At 49.1% G+C, this 21,283-nt stretch carries 17 protein-coding genes and 4 tRNA genes; 14 read left to right on the forward strand and 7 right to left on the reverse strand.

Translation table 11 applies throughout. From position 1 onward, the window contains the following. Positions 1–20: 20 nt before the first annotated feature. The 5 genes from DDT52_RS17175 to DDT52_RS17195 form a co-directional block, all read right to left on the reverse strand. The gene (locus DDT52_RS17175) at positions 21–3,620 is read right to left on the reverse strand and encodes a hypothetical protein (RefSeq protein WP_136157440.1); all 3,600 of its coding nucleotides are present in this window, start codon (positions 3,618–3,620) and stop codon (positions 21–23) included. 43 nt (positions 3,621–3,663) lie between these two features. Continuing rightward, positions 3,664–4,029, reverse strand: a complete 366-nt coding sequence (locus tag DDT52_RS17180) for a hypothetical protein (protein ID WP_136157441.1) — start codon at positions 4,027–4,029, stop codon at positions 3,664–3,666. Between the two features lie 184 nt (positions 4,030–4,213). Beyond that, positions 4,214–4,582 carry a hypothetical protein gene (locus tag DDT52_RS17185; protein WP_136157442.1) on the reverse strand — a complete coding sequence of 123 codons (369 nt, stop codon included), beginning with the start codon at positions 4,580–4,582 and terminating at the stop codon, positions 4,214–4,216. Positions 4,583–4,767: 185 nt separating this feature from the next. Next, entirely contained in the window at positions 4,768–5,232 is a 465-nt protein-coding gene (locus DDT52_RS17190) for a hypothetical protein (protein WP_136157443.1), read from the reverse strand. Between the two features lie 318 nt (positions 5,233–5,550). After that, positions 5,551–6,714 carry a mandelate racemase/muconate lactonizing enzyme family protein gene (locus DDT52_RS17195; RefSeq protein ID WP_136157444.1) on the reverse strand — a complete coding sequence of 388 codons (1,164 nt, stop codon included), beginning with the start codon at positions 6,712–6,714 and terminating at the stop codon, positions 5,551–5,553. A 242-nt stretch (positions 6,715–6,956) separates the two neighbouring features. Between DDT52_RS17195 and DDT52_RS17200 the strand changes: the two genes are divergently transcribed. Beyond that, positions 6,957–7,886: a LysR family transcriptional regulator gene (locus DDT52_RS17200; RefSeq protein WP_136157445.1), complete on the forward strand. Its 930-nt coding sequence runs from the start codon at positions 6,957–6,959 to the stop codon at positions 7,884–7,886. Between the two features lie 619 nt (positions 7,887–8,505). Continuing rightward, positions 8,506–9,528, forward strand: coding sequence for a sugar kinase (locus DDT52_RS17205; protein WP_136157446.1), 1,023 nt, complete (start codon positions 8,506–8,508; stop codon positions 9,526–9,528). 621 nt (positions 9,529–10,149) lie between these two features. On the opposite strand, the gene DDT52_RS17210 is transcribed toward DDT52_RS17205, so the two are convergent. Both DDT52_RS17210 and DDT52_RS17215 read right to left on the reverse strand, forming a co-directional pair. Then, complete coding sequence (locus tag DDT52_RS17210) at positions 10,150–10,824, reverse strand: MarC family NAAT transporter (protein ID WP_136157447.1); 675 nt, start codon at positions 10,822–10,824, stop codon at positions 10,150–10,152. 84 nt (positions 10,825–10,908) lie between these two features. Continuing rightward, positions 10,909–11,400 (reverse strand): SRPBCC family protein, encoded by a 492-nt coding sequence (locus DDT52_RS17215; RefSeq protein WP_136157448.1) that lies wholly within the window; start codon positions 11,398–11,400, stop codon positions 10,909–10,911. A 260-nt stretch (positions 11,401–11,660) separates the two neighbouring features. Here DDT52_RS17215 and pncC point away from each other — a divergent pair, with 260 nt between their 5' ends. The 12 genes from pncC (at position 11,661) to gshA (ending at position 21,250) form a co-directional block, all read left to right on the forward strand. Next, positions 11,661–12,155, forward strand: a complete 495-nt coding sequence (gene pncC / locus DDT52_RS17220; RefSeq protein ID WP_136157449.1) for a nicotinamide-nucleotide amidase — start codon at positions 11,661–11,663, stop codon at positions 12,153–12,155. A 104-nt stretch (positions 12,156–12,259) separates the two neighbouring features. After that, positions 12,260–13,330, forward strand: a complete 1,071-nt coding sequence (gene recA, locus DDT52_RS17225; protein WP_109055766.1) for a recombinase RecA — start codon at positions 12,260–12,262, stop codon at positions 13,328–13,330. Between the two features lie 45 nt (positions 13,331–13,375). Beyond that, a complete protein-coding gene (gene recX / locus DDT52_RS17230) occupies positions 13,376–13,864 on the forward strand; it encodes a recombination regulator RecX (protein WP_136157450.1) in 489 nt (162 codons plus the stop codon). A gap of 137 nt (positions 13,865–14,001) precedes the next feature. Beyond that, complete coding sequence (gene alaS / locus DDT52_RS17235; protein ID WP_136157451.1) at positions 14,002–16,629, forward strand: alanine--tRNA ligase; 2,628 nt, start codon at positions 14,002–14,004, stop codon at positions 16,627–16,629. 320 nt (positions 16,630–16,949) lie between these two features. Continuing rightward, a complete protein-coding gene (csrA, locus tag DDT52_RS17240; RefSeq protein WP_005972168.1) occupies positions 16,950–17,135 on the forward strand; it encodes a carbon storage regulator CsrA in 186 nt (61 codons plus the stop codon). A 302-nt stretch (positions 17,136–17,437) separates the two neighbouring features. Next, a tRNA-Ser gene (locus DDT52_RS17245) sits at positions 17,438–17,530 on the forward strand. Between the two features lie 7 nt (positions 17,531–17,537). Continuing rightward, positions 17,538–17,614 (forward strand) — tRNA-Arg (locus tag DDT52_RS17250). A gap of 218 nt (positions 17,615–17,832) precedes the next feature. Next, positions 17,833–17,909, forward strand: a tRNA-Arg gene (locus DDT52_RS17255). 206 nt (positions 17,910–18,115) lie between these two features. Continuing rightward, positions 18,116–18,192 (forward strand) — tRNA-Arg (locus DDT52_RS17260). 431 nt (positions 18,193–18,623) lie between these two features. Beyond that, positions 18,624–19,190: a fructose-1-phosphate/6-phosphogluconate phosphatase gene (gene yqaB, locus DDT52_RS17265; RefSeq protein WP_136157473.1), complete on the forward strand. Its 567-nt coding sequence runs from the start codon at positions 18,624–18,626 to the stop codon at positions 19,188–19,190. Beyond that, positions 19,187–19,615, forward strand: a complete 429-nt coding sequence (locus DDT52_RS17270) for a YqaA family protein (protein ID WP_136157452.1) — start codon at positions 19,187–19,189, stop codon at positions 19,613–19,615. Before yqaB ends, DDT52_RS17270 begins: the two co-directional genes overlap by 4 nt. An 81-nt stretch (positions 19,616–19,696) precedes the next feature. Beyond that, on the forward strand, positions 19,697–21,250 hold the full coding sequence (gshA, locus tag DDT52_RS17275) for a glutamate--cysteine ligase (protein ID WP_136157453.1): 1,554 nt from the start codon (positions 19,697–19,699) through the stop codon (positions 21,248–21,250). Positions 21,251–21,283: the final 33 nt, after the last annotated feature.

Here is a 21,283-nt window from a genome sequence, read left to right on the forward strand (position 1 = left end):
CGAACCTTCCTGTTGCCCGGTTAAGGACTGGCTTTTTGCGGCTGCGCTGATAAGAACCACGCCAGGTTATTGGCGTTGGTCGCTTCTTTTTTGCCGGGAGTGACGGCCCCGGCAAACACCATAAAATCAATCAGCACGCCGGGAGGGAAGCGGTAACCGAAGACGCTGAGCTGAATGTTGTTGAATAAAAAGGCGTAAACAGTCTGCCGACCGTCATCGAGATCCACCTTCAGCAGGTTGGCATCGCCGAAAGTGGTTTTTAGAATGCCCTCCAACTCGAAGCCGCCGGCACCGGCCGACAACTGCGGCAACTGCACGAACAGCGCCGCCGCATCGTTATCGGGTACGGTAGCGGAAGGTCCCCAGGCGAGGATCACTTTGGCATTCAGTCGGGCGCTGGCGCCAAGTGCGCCAAGCGAACCGAGCAGCATGTCGTACTCCAACCCATACCGCGCGGAACTGGTAGCGTAGGATACCGGCAGCGCCGCCGTTACCGAGGGAGAGTCGCTTAGCGCGGGAGTGTGCCCCTCCAATTGCAAAATATTGACGCTGGTGGCGCCGAGCATGCTGGCGTTGATCGGCGGCCCGCTGTCGGCGCTGAGAAAGCGCGAGAACTTGAGGGGAATGCTGTACAGCAGACTGTCTGAGCGGATGGCGTCATTTTTTGGCTGCGCGCTGAGCGTGCTGATATCCAGTGCCACCGTTTTAGTGCCCGGCACACAGTTGCCATCGGGGCCGAGGGTAAAACCGATGTTTACCGTCAGCCCGGAGATCGCTAAACCGGCATCGCCCTGACCGTAAGAAAACAGATCCAGACCGTCGCTGAGCGGAAAAGGATCGGTATTGAACCACAGCTGACCGGATAGGATAAATTGAGCCTTCACATCGGTGCTTTCGCCGGGACTGCCCGTATTGCCGGTGCTGCTGACCGGAACCAGTGAAGCCTTATCGAATTTGACGCGGTCAACCACCTGGGTGGCATAGTCGCTGGCGGGGTTAACGTCGTAGATAAATCCGTTATCGTTCATAAAGATCACCCGACCGACGCCATCGCTGTTGGCCTGATATTTCCCTTTAATACTCAGGGTGTTCGGATTGATATCCGGGCTTGGCGGGGAAGCGTTGCGTTTGGCAACGGCGCGGCCAAATAGCTGGTTCAGCGTCAGGCCTACCGTGGTGTTGAACTGGACAATCGCCGAGTTGCTGAATACCACGATCAGCTTTTCCACCTCATAATCCACCGGCTGATCCTGTACCGCGGGACTGGCGGGAGGGCTGGCGCCATCGTAAAAAATCACGCCAAACAGCGATGATTTCCTGATATCTAATTGAAGCGGCGAAGCGCGTCGCTCAAATAAGTTGCCCTGGATGCCAATATGGTGTGCACGCAGGCCACCATTGATGCCGCCCAACAGCATTTGCAGATCGGCGGGCATCCCGTTGCCGTTGATTTCCGCATTGAAAAACAGCACGCCGGTCCACTCTTTATCATTAACGATACGGTTGAAATTCTCGAATGGATTATCCGGGGCGCTAGCTTCCGCCTGGGCGCAATCGACATAATTTTGCAATGCAAGGGAAACCGCCGCAGGGTCGTTATTATAGCTGGCCGCCGCAGTCCACAGTCCGGGACGTTTGCTCAGCTCGTTAAGCGTGGTAGTGGTGTTGAACTTGAACACCATAATGGTCTGTTCCGCTGGAGTGCCGGTACCCTGCGCATTCAGCTCCATATTGAATTTGAAGCCGCCTAAATAGGTGGTGCAGAGAAACTCCCAGTCGTCGCCAGGGACCGTTACTACGTAAAACAGCTGGTTCTGCGTCAGGGTCAGAGCCAGATCTTTCGGAACACATGGCGGCGAACTGGTCGATGAAAACTGTAAAAGGCGCTGTGGCTCCGGTGGGCTGGCATCGGCATGGCTTTCTTCCATTGCCAGCGTCAGGCGGTTCCAACCGCCGTCAGGGTTGATATCGATCAGCACCCCCTGCGGGTTGGTGGCGCTGCGCAGGGCAGAGTAAGGAACGGTGGCATTTTGCGGCATAAACACCGGGCCGTCTGAGTTCTCCGTCAGCTTCCTGTGGCGCACCGCGCCAATAATCGTGGCTTCAAAACGGGTGAGGTCTGTGGCCTGCGCGGTCGGATTCAGCGCGACGCTCTGATAAAGCCCGCCATAAGGCACCCAGGGGAATAGCGCGCTGGTGGTGAATTTTTCCAGCAGTACATCAATGGCGATCGGAAATGCCGCATCATCGACTTCGCCAAAAAAGGGGGAGGCACTCGGCTGGCCGAAGTATTGCCCGGCTACCGGCAGATCCTGCCACTGAGCCCAGGAGGTGGAATAAGTCGCAGAGAGAATATCAACCGTGTCCGGCGCGGGCCCGCTGGGGGAAGCTGATAACGTAAAGGCTTCAGCATACGCGGGCTGGTTGTTAATAAAACGCAGCCTGTCGCCGCTGTTGACCCGGAAATACTCACGGGTGAACAACCCCGGCATGACCTGTAATGAGGTGGCGACATCGGGCGAGTTGGCGGTTTCAATCAGGTATTCCCCGACCGGGGAGAGATACAGTTCGCGGGAGAGCGGCGGCGAAGCGGCAGGCCGCCAGGAGAAAGCAAACCCGGCACCGACCGCATCCGGCGCGGGCGAGCCTGCGGCCCAGGGATCGAGGGGCCGCAATTGCAGCGTGACGCCGTTGTTGGTGAAAAAACAATCTGACGCCAGACTGGCCGCCTGGTTTTCCCAGTTGATTTTACCGATGCGACCGGTGATATCGAACTGAAAACGGCTGGAGCCGGCCTGCAACGGCAGCAGCGGATTGAGCCAGATATCGAATGCGCAGTAGCTGCCGGACTGGTACGGCTCGGGGCCATACAGCGGATATTGCAGCAACTGCGGACCGGACTGGCCGATGGCGTAGCTAAAGTTACAGCCGAAGCTCTCTGCCAACTGATTCAGATCCAGACCCACGCCGAAGTTCAGACTTCCCGCCCCCGGACCGCCAAGATAGAGATTAATCAGCCAACCGTCGCTGCGATAACCCAGCGTCTGCCGCACCTTGTAGTAATTGAGATTCACCAGATCGAGATCGGCGGTTTTGGTGGTGAACTGTAGAGCCGGATAACCATCCGCCTGCACCAGATCGGCCAGGATACCGCTTTGCAGCTCAAGGGATAAACCGGACCATGTTATTTCCAGCGGACTATTGATGGTATTAAAGCGGCCCACTTTCTGGGTGCTGATGCGGGTAATGTCGCTGGGTATCTGCTGGTCGGGCAGCCACAAAATAGTGTGCGCCAGGTTGGTTGACCCCGGCAGAGGCGGGAATTTCTGCCGGGCGTTGCTGACAAACTGCGGTGCCTGTCCTGCGCTAATCTCTTCGCCAATAAAAAAGTACCAGCCCGGCAGAGTGCTCCAGCTACTCTCCAGCGTGATATCAGCAGAGCCTTGCTGAGTGGTTAATTCAGCCGATTTATTCCTTTTATTTTTTCTTAATGGCTTGCTGATATTATTGACGAGGAAATAAACCCACAGCGGGCTAGTATCGGCGTCAGGGGAACCCGGTCCGGCTATCAGATAAAGTCCGGGATAAATCTCTGTTAATGGCGTGGCTGGACTCGACATTAGAGATAGACTCCTGATGAGTTAATTAGCGCGACGGTTGAATTTACGGTAATGAAATGGTCTGAATAAACTGCCCGCCATTGCAAACCACCGTGCCAAGATTTTTCGCATCTTTCCAGAAAAAATAAATTTGTACCGACGTAATAATTATACTTTCTGGAATAATGACGTTTACCGTGGCGGAAGCCGCCGCGCCGCTACTTTTTGGATACAGGGTCAGCGTATTACATCCCAGCCCCAGCACGCCCTGTGGCGGATTAAGCTGGTTGCGGAAATCGGGATTATTAGTCAATGGTAATGGCATCCAGTCAAAGGTGTCACTGGTGCTCGCTATTGGCATAAATTCACCATTATTAATACTGAACATCAGCCCGACGCTACTGGTATTAAACAGATAAACTTTTGCCATTATCGACCCCTTGTAAAAACACGCTTATTAGAAGTGTTTAAACAACATGGTTTATTTATCCTGGGCAATAAAATCACCCAGGATAAATAAAAACGCCAACAAAATAAAAACATAATAGCGACGGCTATATATAAAATATAATCAGATTATTGGTGGCGTAAATTATGAATATTGTATTGCGTAATTATGACACTTGCACCGTTGATACCTGGATAAATTGCCCGCCATTTAGCGCGGAAAAGGCAATGTTTTTGGCATCTTTCCAGAACAGATAAAGCTGTAGCGAACTGACGGTAACGTCGAGCGGGATATTTAAGGTGAAATTTGCGCTGGATGCCGGGCCGCTGGTGGATGGATAAACGGTGATGGTATTAGGACCTAATCCCAACTGCCCGATGCCCGGGCTGGTGTTATTAACGAAGGTTGGCTCGGTGGAGGGAGTACTGGGAACCCAGCTAGTACCATCTGCCGGATTGACACTGAAGAATTCACCGTTATTAACACTCACTGAAATTTTTACAGCAGAAGCATTGAAAATATATGCGTTTGGCATGATCTTCCCTTCCTGTTGTCGTGTTACGGCGCTTAACTAATCTGTGTTAAGCGATGTTGTTTAAAAGTCAGTTGTGATAGGTTTGAGCGGGCTAATAAAATCACTAGGAATGTTCTGAATTTATTGGCGCACGTAAATGAGTATAGTGAAGCGTTTTCCGTTCGCAACAAAATCATAAAAAAAATTTACATATTAATTTGCACCTCGCGTACCGATGCGCCCTGCACGGCTTTCAGACCTGCGCTGGCCTGTACGGGCTGAGTGCTGGTGGTGATGCTGGCGGTATCGCGGGTAACGATGGATGCCTGGAATGGCTGGCCTTCCTGCAGGGCGATCAGGGCAACGCTGGTGGCGCTTTTCCAGAACAGATAGATCTGTACTGAATCTATCGGAACATCGGTGGGAATATTCAGCGTGCAGTTGCCGGAATACGCGGGGCCAGAGGTGGAAGCGTAAGTCGTTAGCGTATTGGTTCCCAGTCTCAACTCTCCTGGATTCGCCACAAGATTGTTGACGAATATGGGGGGTATCGCTGGCTGGGCTGGTTCCCACGATGGCAGATTAGCCGCCGGGACCTTAAAAAAATCCCCTCCATTGAGGCTGACGAAGATCGGCGTTTTACTGGCGTTGAAAATCACAAGTTGTCCCATAGGCTATTGAGTCCTCATAATGGATTACCGGCTTTTGATAAGCATTAGTAATGTTACTGCTGTTAATTTGCGCTTGATTCATAAGCCAGTCAATGTGCCGGGGAGCGGGGATTAGTGCTCTCCGTTCTTAGGGGGTTATCTGTTCGGCTATAGGTCTTAGCTGGTGAGCTGAGGGGGTTAAACGCCTGAATAGAACTACCTTAGAGCCAAAAACCGGAATTAAAGGCGATTGGTAGCCTAAACTCCTTTCCACTCAGGCAAAAAATAACAACCTATATATCCAATGATTACAACGGGTTTCCTGTCAACGTCCTGAGATTATTCAGCCAGTTCGCGCATGACTTTTATCAGATCTGATTTACCTTCAAAGCCGATACCCGGTAGCTCTGGCATGATGATGTGGCCGTCTTCGACTTTTACTGAATCGGGGAATCCGCCATAAGGCTGGAAAAGGTCGGGGTAGCTTTCATTCCCTCCTAATCCTAAGCCGGCAGCGATGTTTAATGACATCTGGTGGCCGCCGTGAGGAATACAACGAGTCGGGGACCAGCCAAACTGTTTAAGTACATCCAGCGTCCGCAAATATTCAACCAGTCCGTAGGATAACGCGCAGTCAAACTGTAGATAATCACGGTCTGGGCGCATATCACCATATCGGAGAAGATTACGCGCATCTTGATGCGAGAAGAGATTTTCACCTGTCGCCATCGGGCCCGGATAGAATTCGGATAAAGCTGCCTGTAGCGAGTAATCCAGCGGGTCACCCGCTTCCTCGTACCAAAACAGTGGGTAATTGCGCAGCATTTTTGCGTAGGCAATCGCGGTTTCCAGATTAAAGCGGCCATTTGCATCAACGGCCAACTGTGCCTCATTACCGATTTCTTCCAATACGGCATCAATACGACGCCGATCTTCATCCAGTGATGCGCCACCAATTTTCATTTTAACGACGTTGTAACCACGATTCAGATAGCCACGCATTTCCTGACGCAGTGCGGTAAGGTCCTTGCCTGGATAATAGTAACCACCGGCGGCATAGACAAAGACGCGCGGGTTTGCTTCGACGCCTTTCATGGCTGCCAGCATGCGAAATAGCGGTTTTTCTGCGATTTTTGCCGTTGCATCCCAGATGGCCATATCCAGCGTTCCGACGGCGACGGAACGTTCTCCATGACCGCCTGGCTTTTCATTCGCCATCATCACATCCCAGATTCGATGTGGATCGAGATTATCGCCTTTGGTATTCAACAAACTGTCCGAATCCGCCTGTAGAATGCGATCGCGGAAACGTTCACGGATAAGGCCACCCTGACCGTATCGGCCGTTAGAATTGAAACCATAACCCACTACGCGACGGCCATCGATTACCACATCGGTCACTACCGCCACCAGACTTGTTGTCATTTTACTGAAATCGATATAGGCATTTCTGATCGGGGAGGCAATCGGCTTTGTAATTTCAACTACGTCGGTTATACGCATTTTTCTCTCCAGATATGTTGTACCGAGAAACCGGGATAAAACGGTTCAGAACAAACTTTCCGTTTTGAATTCTTTCGGACTCATATATGCCAAAGGTATGAATCCGGGTTTATGGCGATGGGTTATGCCGTTTTGTAAATAGGAAACACGATGGTGAAATCATAAAAAGGTTAATCGCCTTGTTGCGCTTTATATTAAGCCCTTAAGATGTGTTGCATCTAATGCGAAGAAGGATTGCTGTAATGCAAAATCGGCATCACTTAGAGCTAACATGGCTTGAGGACTGCATCGCCCTGGCGGATACACTCAATTTTTCTAAAGCCGCAGCTTCACGATATGTGACCCAGCCCGCATTTAGCCGCCGGATCCAGTCGCTTGAAGAGTGGGTAGGTACATCTCTTTTTGAGCGCAACAAGCGGGGCGTGCATTTAACGAGGGCGGGCGAGGTTTTTTGTAAGCAAGCCCCGGATTTGATTAGAGCGCTCTATGCGGTGAGAAGTGAAACCCTGGATATCGCGGGGCAAGGCCAGCCGGATATTGTGTTTTCAGCCACTCATGCATTGTCGTTTTCCTTTTTTCCCGCGCTATTGAGGCGTAATGAAAAGATTGCCAGGTTTGGTTCGTTTCGCCTGCTATCTGATTCGATGAGCGCCTGTGAGAGGCTGCTTATTCAGGGAGCGGCTCAGTTTTTACTGTGTCACTACCACCCTCATATGCACATCAATCTCGATCCAGAAAAGTTTCTCAGCGTACGTTTGGGCTGGGATGTCCTTATCCCTTACAGCGTGATGTCGCCCGAGTCATCAACGCCGCTGTGGACTGTCGGGAATAAGAAAACATTTCCTTATTTATCATTTAGTAGTGAGTCAGGTTTAGGGCGTATTATTTCGAATACCTCATCGGTTAACCGGGCAAAGAGAGGAATGAATATCGCTTTTACTTCAGATCTGGCGGCAACGTTGTTGGCGATGGTAAAAGCGGGTGAGGGGGTCGCATGGCTCCCACAAACGCTCGCTGAGCAAGATATTGATAACGGAAAGATCGCGGTTGCCGCAGATGAAAACAGCGATCTTTGGATACCCATAGAGATTCGGCTCTACCGGCCCGCAACAAAAATGTCTAAAGCGGTAGAAGACTTATGGCGTATTTTTGTTGAGGCATGCTGTGATTAATACGTTCGCGGCGTCACCGCAGAACCAGCCTTGCCGGTGAATAGCGGGATGCATTAAATAATTTTAGCGGAAAGATATTATTATTGGCGGCTAAATTTGATTAATTCATTATCTCTCTGCGAACATTGTTGAGGCTTATTTGGCTGACAAAAAGGCCCAGGTATTCATCTTATTAAAATAGCCATTGATGATGCATAAAAATCGAATTTTAATATCTGTATGATATTTATGTAGAATGAATTGGATAAATATGGATTAGAAAAAGGGTGTGAAAGCTGAATATTTACTATTGGTGAGGAATAAAGAGATAAGCACTCTGGCAATGCAGTTGTAGAATAATATACACAGATATATATTCTTTATGGGTATAAGAAAAAATTCCTTTATTGCACAATTATCAATAATGCTCCGTGATTGAGATACCGATTATTCTCAATTTATGACACATTATGGGGCTTGCTCTATCAATGAGATTGTCATGCGTCGCCGATATTATTTTCGGCATGGAGTGTGACTATCACTTAAAGTTATTGGTGGGTAAAGGTTGAAATGTGCTGATTAATCAATCCTTTTTCTGCTGGATATCGTGTGTTAATTGATTCTGAGATGGATAAAAGAAATGAAAGTGTTAACTTTTGGAGAAATGATGCTGCGATTGAAGCCTCTCGGTAACAATCGCATTATTCAGTCTGATGTTCTTGAAGCTGCATATGGCGGCGCAGAAGCCAATGTTGCCGTGTCATTGTCGCTGCTGGGTAATAAGGCGGCATATCTTACCAAGCTGCCGGATAATTTGTTGGGTGAAACCGCGCTTTCCACGCTACGAAAATATGGCGTCGACACGACAAAAGTGTTGCGCGGTGGCAACCGTTTGGGGATCTACTTTTTCGAGAAAGGGGCCAGCGTACGTTCAACCAATGTCGTTTACGATCGTGCCGGCAGTGCTTTCGCGCAGGCCAAACAAACGGAGTTTGACTGGGAAGTTATTTTCAGGGATGTCGATTACTTCTATTTTTCCGGTATCACGCCTGCCATTTCAACTGAGCTGGAACAGGCCGTGACGGCGGCTTGCGTCTATTGTCAGCAACACAATATCCCTGTTGTCTGCGATATGAATTATCGTGGCAAGATGTGGTCGCCGGAAAAAGCGCAAGTCGTCATGTCCAAATTGATGAACTACGTGACGATCTGTATCGCCAATGATGAAGATTTTGAAGCGACGCTGGGCATTAAAGCATTTGATGGCGATATGTCTCGCGGTATCGATCAGATCGATGCCTTCAAAGAAGGCATGCTGGAAGTTACCCGCCGATATCCAGGATGTCAGGTTGTTGCCAGTGTCCTGCGTAATATCCAGTCTGTAGAAGACAGCCAATGGATGGGGCTTTTGCTGAACCAAGGCAAATTCCATGAAACCAACCGCTATAAAGTGCATGTAATGGAAGGGGTTGCGGCGGGCGATGCTTTTGGTGCCGGGTTGATGCATGGTCTGCTGCATCGATTTGATGAGCAAGAATGGATTGAATTTGCCATCGCCGCCAGCGTGTTGAAACTAACCATCAGCGGTGATTTGAATCTCGTTCAGGAATCGGAGATTCGTTCGGTCATGAAGAAAGGCGGCGGTGCGAGCCTTAGCCGCTAAGCGCCTTGTCAAATTGCCAAATCCATCGGTTCGGTCAGTTTCGAGCGATGTGATTTGGCTTTTTTATGTTTTTCTCGCGTATATCTTCCGTACCCACGGGTCTGCGTTTTCAGTGAAACGCAATGTATTCATGACGTAGTTAATGGGTAATGGTTCCTGATATCGATAATTAGCCACGTGATGCTCAGTAACAAAAGCGGCAGTATTACCGTATGGCGCAAAAAGAGTCCGACAGTGAATACGTTCCAGATATCAATGTTGTTTTACATCCGCCTGATTAACCTTACCTGATGATGACAATACTATACATTTTTCTTGTTATATTTCTTCCATCCCTTGTAATACATCACACCCCTGTGAATGTTGTGTTAACCATCCCTGTCATTAGAATGACTTTTCCCGCCTCATGCGGGATTTTTTTTGCCTGAAATAGCGAGGATAACCGGTAAATTGTCAATGAATCGTCATGTCAGTCATATATTGTAATATATGCTGCATCTTTCATGATAAGAAATAATAATCGCTGAGGATTGTTATTCCCCCTGCCAGGTTTATACCTGCCACGGTTAAATCTATTGATGTGGTGATATCACCACAACTCAAGCTTAATGATAGTTTCTCTTAATGATAGTTTTTCACGATCTCTAATGTGCCATTAATGACGAATTGAACGCCCATGCACACCAGCAGAAAGCCCATCAGGCGGGAAATTGCCTCAATGCCGCCTTTCCCGACCAGTTTAATAATCAGATGAGAACTCTTCAGTGTCAGCCACAGAATAAAACTCACCAGCATAAAGGTCAGTATGGGCGCTACCGTAACCACCCATGGCGTAACATCAACACCACTTTTGATTTGTGAGGCGGTACTGATGATGAGTGCAATTGTCCCTGGGCCAGCGGTACTGGGCATTGCCAACGGGACGAAGGCAATATTGACCGTATTGGTCACGCGGCTGTTATTAATTTCATCCACTTTGCTTTTGACTTCGGGAATATGCTCAGGTTTTTGCTGGGGGAAAAGCATGCGAAAGCCGATAAATACCACGATTAACCCACCGGCAATGCGTAAGCCGGGAATCGAAATACCGAAGGTGTTCATGACTAACTGACCACCATAAAATGCGACGGTCATAATGATGAAAACGTATAACGAAGTCTGAAATATTTGTCGGTTCTTTTCGCCCTGACTCATATCTCCGCTCAGTCCCAGAAATACGGCGATGGTCGTGAGGGGATTAGCGAGAGGTAAAATAAGGACTAAGCCAACGCCGATAGTTTGAATCAATTCCAGCATTTAATCTCCAGTGAACGATAATATGCGGTGTAACGCTAAATTATGCCTGTTTGTGCGGGAAATGCAGCACTCGTGCCTGCCTATTCAACTGGCACTGTCATTTTCAGCCAGACTTTTGAAACGCTGTAACGTTTTTGTCAGCATATCCTTGGATAAAATATCGAACATCTGGCTGATTTTTTTTCCCAATAAACCGCCGGGGGGATCGAAGCGGATCATCAGGGTCACTTCGGTGCCTGTTCCTGATGGCGCGGGCCTGAACGACAGTCGACCTTCGTTAGGAATTCGAGCGCCTTCGAGGGAGCGCCAGTGAATATATTCACCGGTTTTTTCATCGATGATTCGAGCCTGCCACTCAATGAGGGCGCCGAACGGTGTGTTAACGCGCCACCGTGAATCGGTGTGATTGAGAATGTCGATAGTCGCAAAATGATTCATCAGGACCGGCAGCGTTTCTGGTTTACGCCAGAGAGCAAACAGAGTCTCCGCCGGCCGATCAATCGTGATGCTGCTGCGAATTTCATCTGAATCTTTCTCACTTTTGATTCCAATATTCTTCAAAAAAGAGGGGCGCACCAGAAATTCTCCCTATGGATTCTCAGCCCGGAAGGGCGTCTTTAGGGCATTTTGACTGATATTGACGGTGAAGCAAAGCCAGAAGATCTATCTTCTCGCTTCTCTTCATGCTCATTTGGAACTGCCTCCTGCGGCGAACATAATTTTATGTACCGCAGTATTTTCCTTTGCGGTACGTTTCGCACATCAGATGACAAAACCGCTTTTATAAGGAAAAGTGTTACCCTAAATCTATTCCCCCTTATTAAGATGATACGGCAATGACGGAAACTGACATTTCACGGTTAAGCGGTCTGGTTGGCGATCGCCTCAAAGCAAGTGGTGCAAAGGTAACCTGTGCGGAATCTTGTACTGGCGGGTGGCTGGCGAAAGTTATCACTGATGTCGCCGGCAGCTCTGGCTGGTTCGATTATGGTTTTGTGACATACAGTAATCAGGCCAAGCAGGATTTGGTTCACGTTAATGAAGGCACGCTTTCCCGGCATGGCGCGGTAAGCGCCGAAGTGGTTGGGGAAATGGCGGCGGGAGCGTTACGCGTGGCCGGGGCGGATTTTGCTGTCTCGGTCAGCGGTATTGCCGGCCCGGACGGCGGTTCTGATGAAAAGCCGGTCGGGACGGTCTGGTTTGGTTTTACCAATAAACAGGGACTCGCCTTTACCCGCAAAGTGTTATTCAGCGGAGACAGGAATGAGGTGCGCCTGCAATCGGTGCATTTTGCGTTACAAACGCTGTTGGACGAGTTTCTGCAAAAATAATCTTGATGCTGTATGCGCATACAGTATAATGTCAGTAATTATTCGGCAATCCATGATTAAGCGACCGCGTAGAGACAGCTTTACGCCGCATGACAGGAGTAGAAATGGCTATTGATGAGAACAAACAAAAGGCTCTGGCGGCAGCGCTGGGTCAGATTGAAAAACAGTTTGGTAAAGGTTCTATCATGCGTTTGGGCGAAGACCGCTCAATGGATGTTGAAACAATTTCTACCGGTTCTCTGTCTCTGGATATCGCCCTGGGTGCCGGTGGTTTGCCGATGGGCCGAATCGTCGAGATCTATGGCCCTGAGTCATCAGGTAAAACTACGCTGACTTTGCAGGTTATCGCTGCTGCTCAGCGCGAAGGTAAAACCTGTGCATTTATTGATGCCGAGCATGCGTTGGATCCGATTTACGCCAAAAAGCTTGGTGTTGATATCGATAACCTATTGTGTTCTCAGCCGGATACAGGTGAGCAGGCGTTGGAAATTTGTGATGCGCTCACGCGTTCTGGCGCGGTAGACGTCATCATTGTCGACTCCGTTGCCGCCTTGACGCCCAAAGCGGAAATTGAAGGTGAAATCGGTGATTCGCACATGGGCCTTGCCGCTCGTATGATGAGTCAGGCAATGCGTAAGCTCGCGGGCAATCTGAAACAAGCGAATACGCTGCTGATTTTCATCAACCAGATTCGTATGAAGATTGGCGTCATGTTCGGCAACCCTGAAACCACAACGGGCGGTAATGCATTGAAGTTCTATGCTTCCGTGCGTCTGGATATTCGCCGCATTGGTTCTATCAAAGAAGGCGAAGAAGTTGTTGGTAGCGAAACCCGTGTGAAAGTGGTCAAAAATAAAGTGGCGGCGCCTTTCAAGCAAGCCGAATTCCAGATCCTGTATGGTGAAGGGATCAACATTCATGGTGAACTGGTTGACCTGGGCGTTAAGCACAAACTGATTGAAAAAGCAGGTGCCTGGTACAGCTACAACGGTGAAAAAATCGGTCAGGGTAAAGCGAATGCCTGCAATTTCCTGAAAGAAAATCCTGCCATTGCCACCGAGCTGGATAAGAAACTGCGTGAAATGCTGTTGCACAAAGGTAATGAACTCTCCCCGGCAGCGGCAGGTGAAAGCTACGATAAAGAAGTGGCGGGTGAAGGAAGCGAAGAGTTTTAATGCGCGGACATTATGTATGGCATAACGTTGCTTACGGGTTTGTGAATGAATAAACCATTACGTTATGCGATGAACGTGCTTGCTGTTCGTGATTATAGTGAAGTAGAAATACGCCGCAAACTTGCGGCGTATTTACATCAATCAGAAACGACAGAAGCCGATTTGGCTGATATAGCCAGAAGCGTTTCTGTTGAAGAAATTGAATCAGTCATTCTCTACTGTATCGAACATGGCTGGTTGGACGATGAACGTTTGGCTCGCCGTTATATCAGCAGCCGTAGCCGTAAAGGTTACGGTGCTCAGCGCATCAGGATTGAACTGGGCCAAAAGGGCATCGACAAAGAAACCATCGCCGTCGCGTTTAATGAATGTGATATTGACTGGTGTGAACTGGCAAAATCAGTAGCAGAACGTAAATTTGGGTATCCTCTGCCCGAAGAATGGAAAGAAAAAGTAAAACTGCAGCGATATTTGCTATATCGTGGTTTTTTCCATGAAGAAATCCAATCTGTTTATACGAATTTTTCAGATTGATGCATACGGGATTTTACTTCCCATCGAAGAAAATTTATCTTATTCCCACTTTTTTGTTCGTGAGTTGCACGGTAGCGTCAGCATGCTGCACTAACCTTGCCCGCGATCTGTTCTTTTAGTTTGATTTCAGGACAATTATGAGCAAGAGCACCGCTGAGATCCGTCAAGCGTTTCTCGATTTTTTCCACAGTAAGGGACACCAGGTTGTTGATAGCAGCTCCCTGGTACCGAATAACGATCCAACGCTGTTATTTACCAACGCGGGTATGAACCAGTTCAAAGACGTGTTTCTGGGACTGGATAAACGTGGCTATCTGAGAGCGACGACTTCGCAGCGCTGCGTACGTGCGGGTGGTAAACATAACGACTTGGAAAATGTTGGTTATACCGCGCGCCATCATACTTTCTTTGAAATGTTGGGTAATTTCAGCTTTGGCGATTACTTTAAGCAGGATGCAATCCATTTCGCATGGGAACTGCTGACGGCACCAGAGTGGTTTAACCTGCCGAAAGAGAAATTGTGGGTCACGGTATACGCCACGGATGACGAAGCCTATAACATTTGGGCAAATGAAATCGGCATTCCTCATGAGCGCATCATTCGCATTGGCGATAACAAGGGCGAACCCTATGCGTCAGATAATTTCTGGCAAATGGGTGACACCGGTCCTTGTGGTCCGTGTTCTGAAATTTTCTACGACCATGGCGACCATATCGCGGGGGGCCCGCCAGGAAGCCCTGATGAAGATGGCGATCGCTATATTGAGATCTGGAACCTGGTTTTCATGCAGTTTAACCGTCAGGCCGATGGTACTATGTTGCCGTTGCCTAAGCCGTCGGTTGATACCGGTATGGGACTAGAGCGTGTTTCCGCTGTACTGCAGCACGTAAATTCAAACTATGAGATCGATTTATTCAAAACGTTGATTGCTGCTGCGGCTAAAGCCGTGGGGACCAACGATCTGGATAATAAATCGTTGCGCGTTATTGCCGATCACATTCGTTCCTGTGCTTTTCTGATCGCTGATGGCGTAATGCCTTCCAATGAAAACCGTGGCTATGTCCTGCGCCGTATCATTCGTCGGGCGGTTCGACATGGTAATATGCTGGGCGCGACAGAGACATTTTTCTATAAACTGGTTGCTCCGCTGATCGACGTCATGGGCCCTGCGGCGACTGAACTGAAAAAACAGCAGGCAATGGTTGAACAAGCGCTCAAAACGGAAGAAGAGCAGTTTGCCCGCACGCTGGAACGTGGCTTATCGTTGCTGGATGAGGAAATCCAAAAGTTGTCTGGCGACACGTTGGACGGCGAAACCGCTTTCAAACTCTATGATACCTATGGTTTTCCCATTGATTTAACGGCGGATGTATGCCGTGAGCGTGGGTTGAAAGTAGATGAAAAAGGATTTGATCAGGCCATGGAGGCACAGCGTCAGCGTGCGCGTGAAGCCAGTGGTTTTGGTGTTGACTACAACAACCTTGTCCGCGTAGATGCAACAACCCCATTCAGTGGTTACGAGCAGACACGCCAGCAATCCACCGTTATCGCGCTTTATCATGATGGAAAAGCGGTAGAGCAGGTTGTGGCAGGCGAAGAAGCCGTCGTTATTCTGAATGAAACCCCTTTCTATGGTGAGTCGGGTGGACAGGTTGGCGACAAGGGTGAATTGAAAGGCGCTAACATTAGCTTTGTGGTGCAGGATACCCAAAAATATGGTCAGGCTATCGGCCATATCGGCAAGCTGGCTCAGGGAACGCTGCGTGTTAATGATAACGTTGAAGCCGTTGTTGACAGTGCACGTCGCGACCGCATTCGTTTGAATCACTCTGCGACCCACTTGCTGCATGCCGCGCTGCGTCAAGTATTGGGCGATCACGTTGCGCAGAAAGGTTCGCTGGTTAACGACATCTACCTGCGTTTCGATTTCTCTCATACCGAGGCGATGAAACCAGAACAGGTTCGTCAGGTTGAAGATATCGTCAACGCACAGATTCGTCGTAACCTCGCGGTACAAACCGACGTTATGGCGCTGGCTGATGCGAAAGAGAAGGGCGCGATGGCGCTTTTTGGCGAGAAGTATGACGACCATGTTCGCGTGTTAACCATGGGCGATTTCTCGATCGAATTGTGTGGCGGCACGCACGCCAGCCGTACAGGTGATATTGGTCTGTTCCAGATTGTTTCCGAATCAGGCACGGCCGCCGGCGTTCGTCGTATCGAAGCCGTGACGGGGGAAAATGCCTTGTCCTCGTTGCATCGTCAAAGCGATGTGTTGCAGGATATTGCACAGCTTCTGAAGGGTGATAGCAACAATCTGAGCGATAAACTCCGTTCTGTACTTGAGCGTACTCGTACACTGGAAAAAGAGCTTCAACAACTGAAAGCTCAACAGGCTGCGCAGGAAAGTTCTTCTCTTTCTGGTAAAGCGAAGGATATCAACGGCGCTAAACTGCTGGTCACTCAGTTGGACAATGTGGAAGCCAAATTGCTCCGCACGATGGTGGATGACCTGAAAAATCAGTTAGGATCAGCCATCATAGTGCTGGCAACAACGGCTGAAGGTAAAGTCAGCCTGATCTCTGGTGTGACGAAGGATCTGACTGACCGTGTGAAAGCCGGTGAGTTAATTGGATTCGTTGCCCGGCAGGTTGGTGGTAAAGGCGGCGGTCGCCCAGATATGGCTCAGGCTGGTGGTACCGATGCGGCGGCGTTACCTGCTGCATTAGCCAGTGTTGAATCCTGGGTCGCTGACAAGCTGTAAATCAACATTCGTGTTGCCCAATAAAACGCTATGGCTGAATGAATTGGTTATGGCGTTTTGTCTTGCAGGAAAGGTATCCGGCAAGCAAGATGAACGGTGTGTCGCTTTTGGAAATCCTGAAGATGGATATGTTCAGCTGTCTTGTTGCGATAACAAAAGCACAAGCTATTTATATCGACTAAACTAACAAGTAGCTACAAACTAGGAGTGTGATGGTGGGCGTTATACCATCGTCTAGGTTTACGTTTTCACGGTACATAATGGATAGTGGCGGGGAGACAGAGAGACCGGACTCTTCATAATCTTTCAAGGAGCAAAGAATGCTTATTTTGACTCGTCGAGTTGGCGAAACCCTCATGATCGGCGATGAGGTAACTGTTACCGTACTAGGGGTAAAAGGTAATCAGGTGCGTATTGGTGTTAATGCGCCTAAAGAGGTTTCTGTCCACCGAGAAGAGATCTATCAACGAATTCAGGCAGAGAAATCTCAGCCGACTTCGTATTGATTGGCAATGCGTCTCGCTGAAACGAGACGCTATTGTTTTCCCGTTTTTCCCTTCGTATGCTTATCAACACGTTTTTCCTCCTTTGATTGATAATCTTTCCTCATCGCAGGATAAGCACCTGTTTTTCTGTTGATAAAATGCACTTTTTGTTGTGAATTCGCCCGTCTTGGACGCGAATTGCGCAAACAAACATAAGTTGGGAAAAATTGTTTGACTTATAAGTCCGGGAAAGTAATATGTGCGCCACGCAGTGCCGGTGAGTACTAACAAGAAGTTCTTGGCAGTGATTACAGGTAATGCATGGTGAGGTGGCCGAGAGGCTGAAGGCGCTCCCCTGCTAAGGGAGTATGCGGTCAAAAGCTGCATCGAGGGTTCGAATCCCTCCCTCACCGCCATTTAATTGCATCCGTAGCTCAGCTGGATAGAGTACTCGGCTACGAACCGAGCGGTCGGAGGTTCGAATCCTCCCGGATGCACCATGTTAAATTGGAATGGCAGTCATCCTGGTCTGATATAAATCGTTTTTTCCAAACGATGACCAGGGAGGATAACGTTGCTTCAGCAACGGCCCGAAGGGCGAGGCTTTGCCGAGTAATCCTCCCGGATGCACCATGCTAAATTGGAATGGCAAGTTTTAATCGGCATTCTGAATGTCGGCGGTGGAAAGCACCCACTACGTTATACAAAGATTACCAATGCATCCGTAGCTCAGCTGGATAGAGTACTCGGCTACGAACCGAGCGGTCGGAGGTTCGAATCCTCCCGGATGCACCATATTGAATTAGAATAGCGGCAATCCTGGTCTGATATAACTCGGCGTTTCGCTAAACAAAGGCTAGGGAGGATAACGTTGCTTCAGCAACGGCCCGCAGGGCGAGGCTTTGCCGAGTCATCCTCCCGGATGCACCATTCTGAATATTCTGCGTTATCTGGCTTAACAACCATTCGCTGATTCACTAAAACAACATTTTTACTCTAATGCATCCGTAGCTCAGCTGGATAGAGTACTCGGCTACGAACCGAGCGGTCGGAGGTTCGAATCCTCCCGGATGCACCATATTAAATTGGAATGGCAGTCATCCTGGTCTGATATAATTCGTTTTTTCCAAACGATGGCCAGGGAGGATAACGTTGCTTCAGCAACGGCCCGCAGGGCGAGGCTTTGCCGGGTAATCCTCCCGGATGCACCATCACTTCGTTAAGCTTCACTTCTTTCTTATCCCGCAGCTTGTAATATTCGTTTTAGACGTTCCATTTCCCTTATAACTCATCGTTTGTCGCGCTATTAGTGCCTGCCTTTTGACGACGAAAAGTTATCTCCTATGATTTATTCTGCTTTGGATTGTGTTTGCAAAAGATCAGGGGCTTACTCTATTGCTCCAATATGACAGTAATAATGACATGATTATTATATGGTTATTGAGTGAGCGACAACGTTTTTACTTTGCGATAAAGTAGGCCCTCTTTTTCAGTGAGCATGGAGTCATGATGTACGATCGTTATCAAGGGCTGATCTTTGATATGGACGGCACCATACTCGATACAGAACCAACACACCATAAGGCCTGGGATCAGGTGTTGGCGAAGTACGAAATGAAATATGATGCGGCTGTTATGACAGCATTGAATGGATCGCCTACCTGGCGTATTGCCCAGTTTATTATTGACCGTCACCAGGCGGATATTGACCCGCATAGGCTGGCCGATGAGAAAACGGCGGTTGTGGAAGAAATGTTACTGGATACGGTAACGCCGCTGCCGTTGATTGATGTCGTCAAACATTATCATGGGCGTCGTCCTATGGCTGTTGGAACAGGCAGTACCCATGGTATGGCCGACCGGCTTTTGCAACATCTTGGGCTGTATAACTATTTTGATGCAATCGTCGGTGCTGACGATGTCATCAATCATAAGCCTTTCCCCGACACCTTTTTACGCTGTGCCGAACTTATCGCTGTTGCACCAGAACACTGTGTCGTGTTTGAAGATGCCGATTATGGTATTGAAGCGGCCAGGCGTGCGAAGATGGCTGTGGTTGATGTTCGTAAACGGTGACTGAATTCTGGGCGATATTCTCCCTTTTCTGGAGTAGTTTGCTGAGTGCAACGCTATTGCCCGGCAGTTCGGAGGTGTTGCTCGTCGCGCTCTTGGTTTCAGGCAGCGCCAGCCCCATTTTGTTAATTATTGTGGCAACGGTGGGAAATACCCTGGGAGGGGTAACAAATATTTTTATAGGGCGCTTACTGCCTCAGCCAAAACAGCAGACGGGATATACGATGGCGATACGCTGGTTACAGTGTTATGGCCCTGCTGCGCTATTATTTAGCTGGGTTCCGGTAGTCGGCGATTTATTGTGCGTGTTGGCGGGTTGGTTGCGTATGCCTTGGATGCGTGCGGCTGTTTTCATCGGTATCGGGAAAGCGTTGCGCTATATCGTCCTGACAGGGATAACCTTACAAGGTATTGCATGGTGGCATTAGCTGGTCGATATAAGGTCTGGTGAGTGGCGCCAAGTTTCAATTATGCTTACAAACATTACATTTTAACAACGGGAGGTCGATTTGATCCCGGACATATCAAAAGCGCTTTCCTGGCTGGAAAAACATCCACATGCAGTGAATGGCATTCAGCGTGGAATTGAGCGTGAAACTTTGCGCGTATTGGCGAATGGACATCTTGCGACAACAGGTCATCCTGAGCGGTTAGGCTCGGCGTTAACGCACTCGTGGATTACGACGGATTTCGCTGAAGCATTGCTGGAATTTATCACTCCGGTTGATAATGATGTCGACCACTTGCTGACGTTTTTGCGTGATATCCATCGCCATGTCGCGCGTAATCTGGGTGATGAGCGGATGTGGCCATTAAGCATGCCGTGCTTTATTGCCGCAGAGCAGGATATTGAGTTAGCGCAATATGGGTCATCCAACATTGGACGTTTTAAAACGCTTTATCGTGAAGGGTTGAAGAATCGCTATGGCGCGCTGATGCAGACAATCTCCGGTGTGCATTACAATTTTTCATTACCACTGGCGTTTTGGCAGGCCAAAGCGGGGATCCGCGATGTTGAAAGTGGCAAGTCTGAGATTTCGGCCGGTTATTTTCGCTTGATCCGTAACTACTATCGGTTCGGTTGGATTATTCCCTATCTGTTTGGCGCTTCTCCCGCCATTTGCTCGTCTTTCCTGCAGGGACGGGAAACGTCGTTGCCGTTTGAGCGTACGGATAAGGGAATGTGTTATCTACCGTATGCAACGTCGCTGCGGCTGAGCGATTTGGGTTATACCAATAAGTCACAAAGTAATCTTGGTATCACATTTAATGATCTGGATACTTATGTCGCTGCGTTAAAACGCGCGATAAAAACGCCTTCTGAAGAGTATGCTCAGGTAGGGGTGAAGAAAGAGGGTCGGTATCTGCAGTTGAATACCAACGTATTGCAGATCGAAAATGAGCTTTATGCGCCAATCAGGCCGAAGCGAGTTACCCGGTCCGGGGAGTCTCCTTCCGATGCGCTTCTGCGCGGAGGGATCGAGTACATTGAGGTGAGATCGCTGGATATTAATCCTTTCTCTCCGACCGGCGTTAGCGCCAGCCAGGTGCGATTCCTGGATTTGTTCCTGATTTGGTGCACCCTGGCGGATGCGCCGGAAATGAGCGCCGATGAGTTGGCGTGTACGCGTAAAAACTGGAACCGGGTGATACTGGAAGGTCGCAAGCCGGGACAGACTATTGGTATGGGTTGTGATACTGAACAACAGCCTATCGCTGATGTCGGAAAAGCATTGTTTGCAGATTTGCGGCGCGTTGCAGAGGTACTGGACGACGGGAGTACTCAGCCATACTACCAGCAGGTTTGTGATGAACTGATTACGGGCTTTGATGATCCGGAAAGTACATTCTCTGGACGATTGCTTGAGCTGATGAAGAAAGATGGCTGCGGTGGCGTCGGTATTCATCTTGCGGACGAATACCGTAAGATATTGAGCAGTGAGCCGCTGCAAGTCTTGACGGAAGGGCAGTTGAAAGCGGAATGTGAACGTTCCTGGCTTCGTCAGCAGCAGATTGAAGCTGAAGATACACTGAGCTTTGAAGCGTATCTTGCCGCGCACTGACAAAAGAAAAGGCCACAGTAAATGTGGCCAAAT

Source organism: Brenneria roseae subsp. roseae (genome assembly GCF_003115845.1).
Classification (GTDB): Bacteria; Pseudomonadota; Gammaproteobacteria; order Enterobacterales; family Enterobacteriaceae; genus Brenneria; species Brenneria roseae.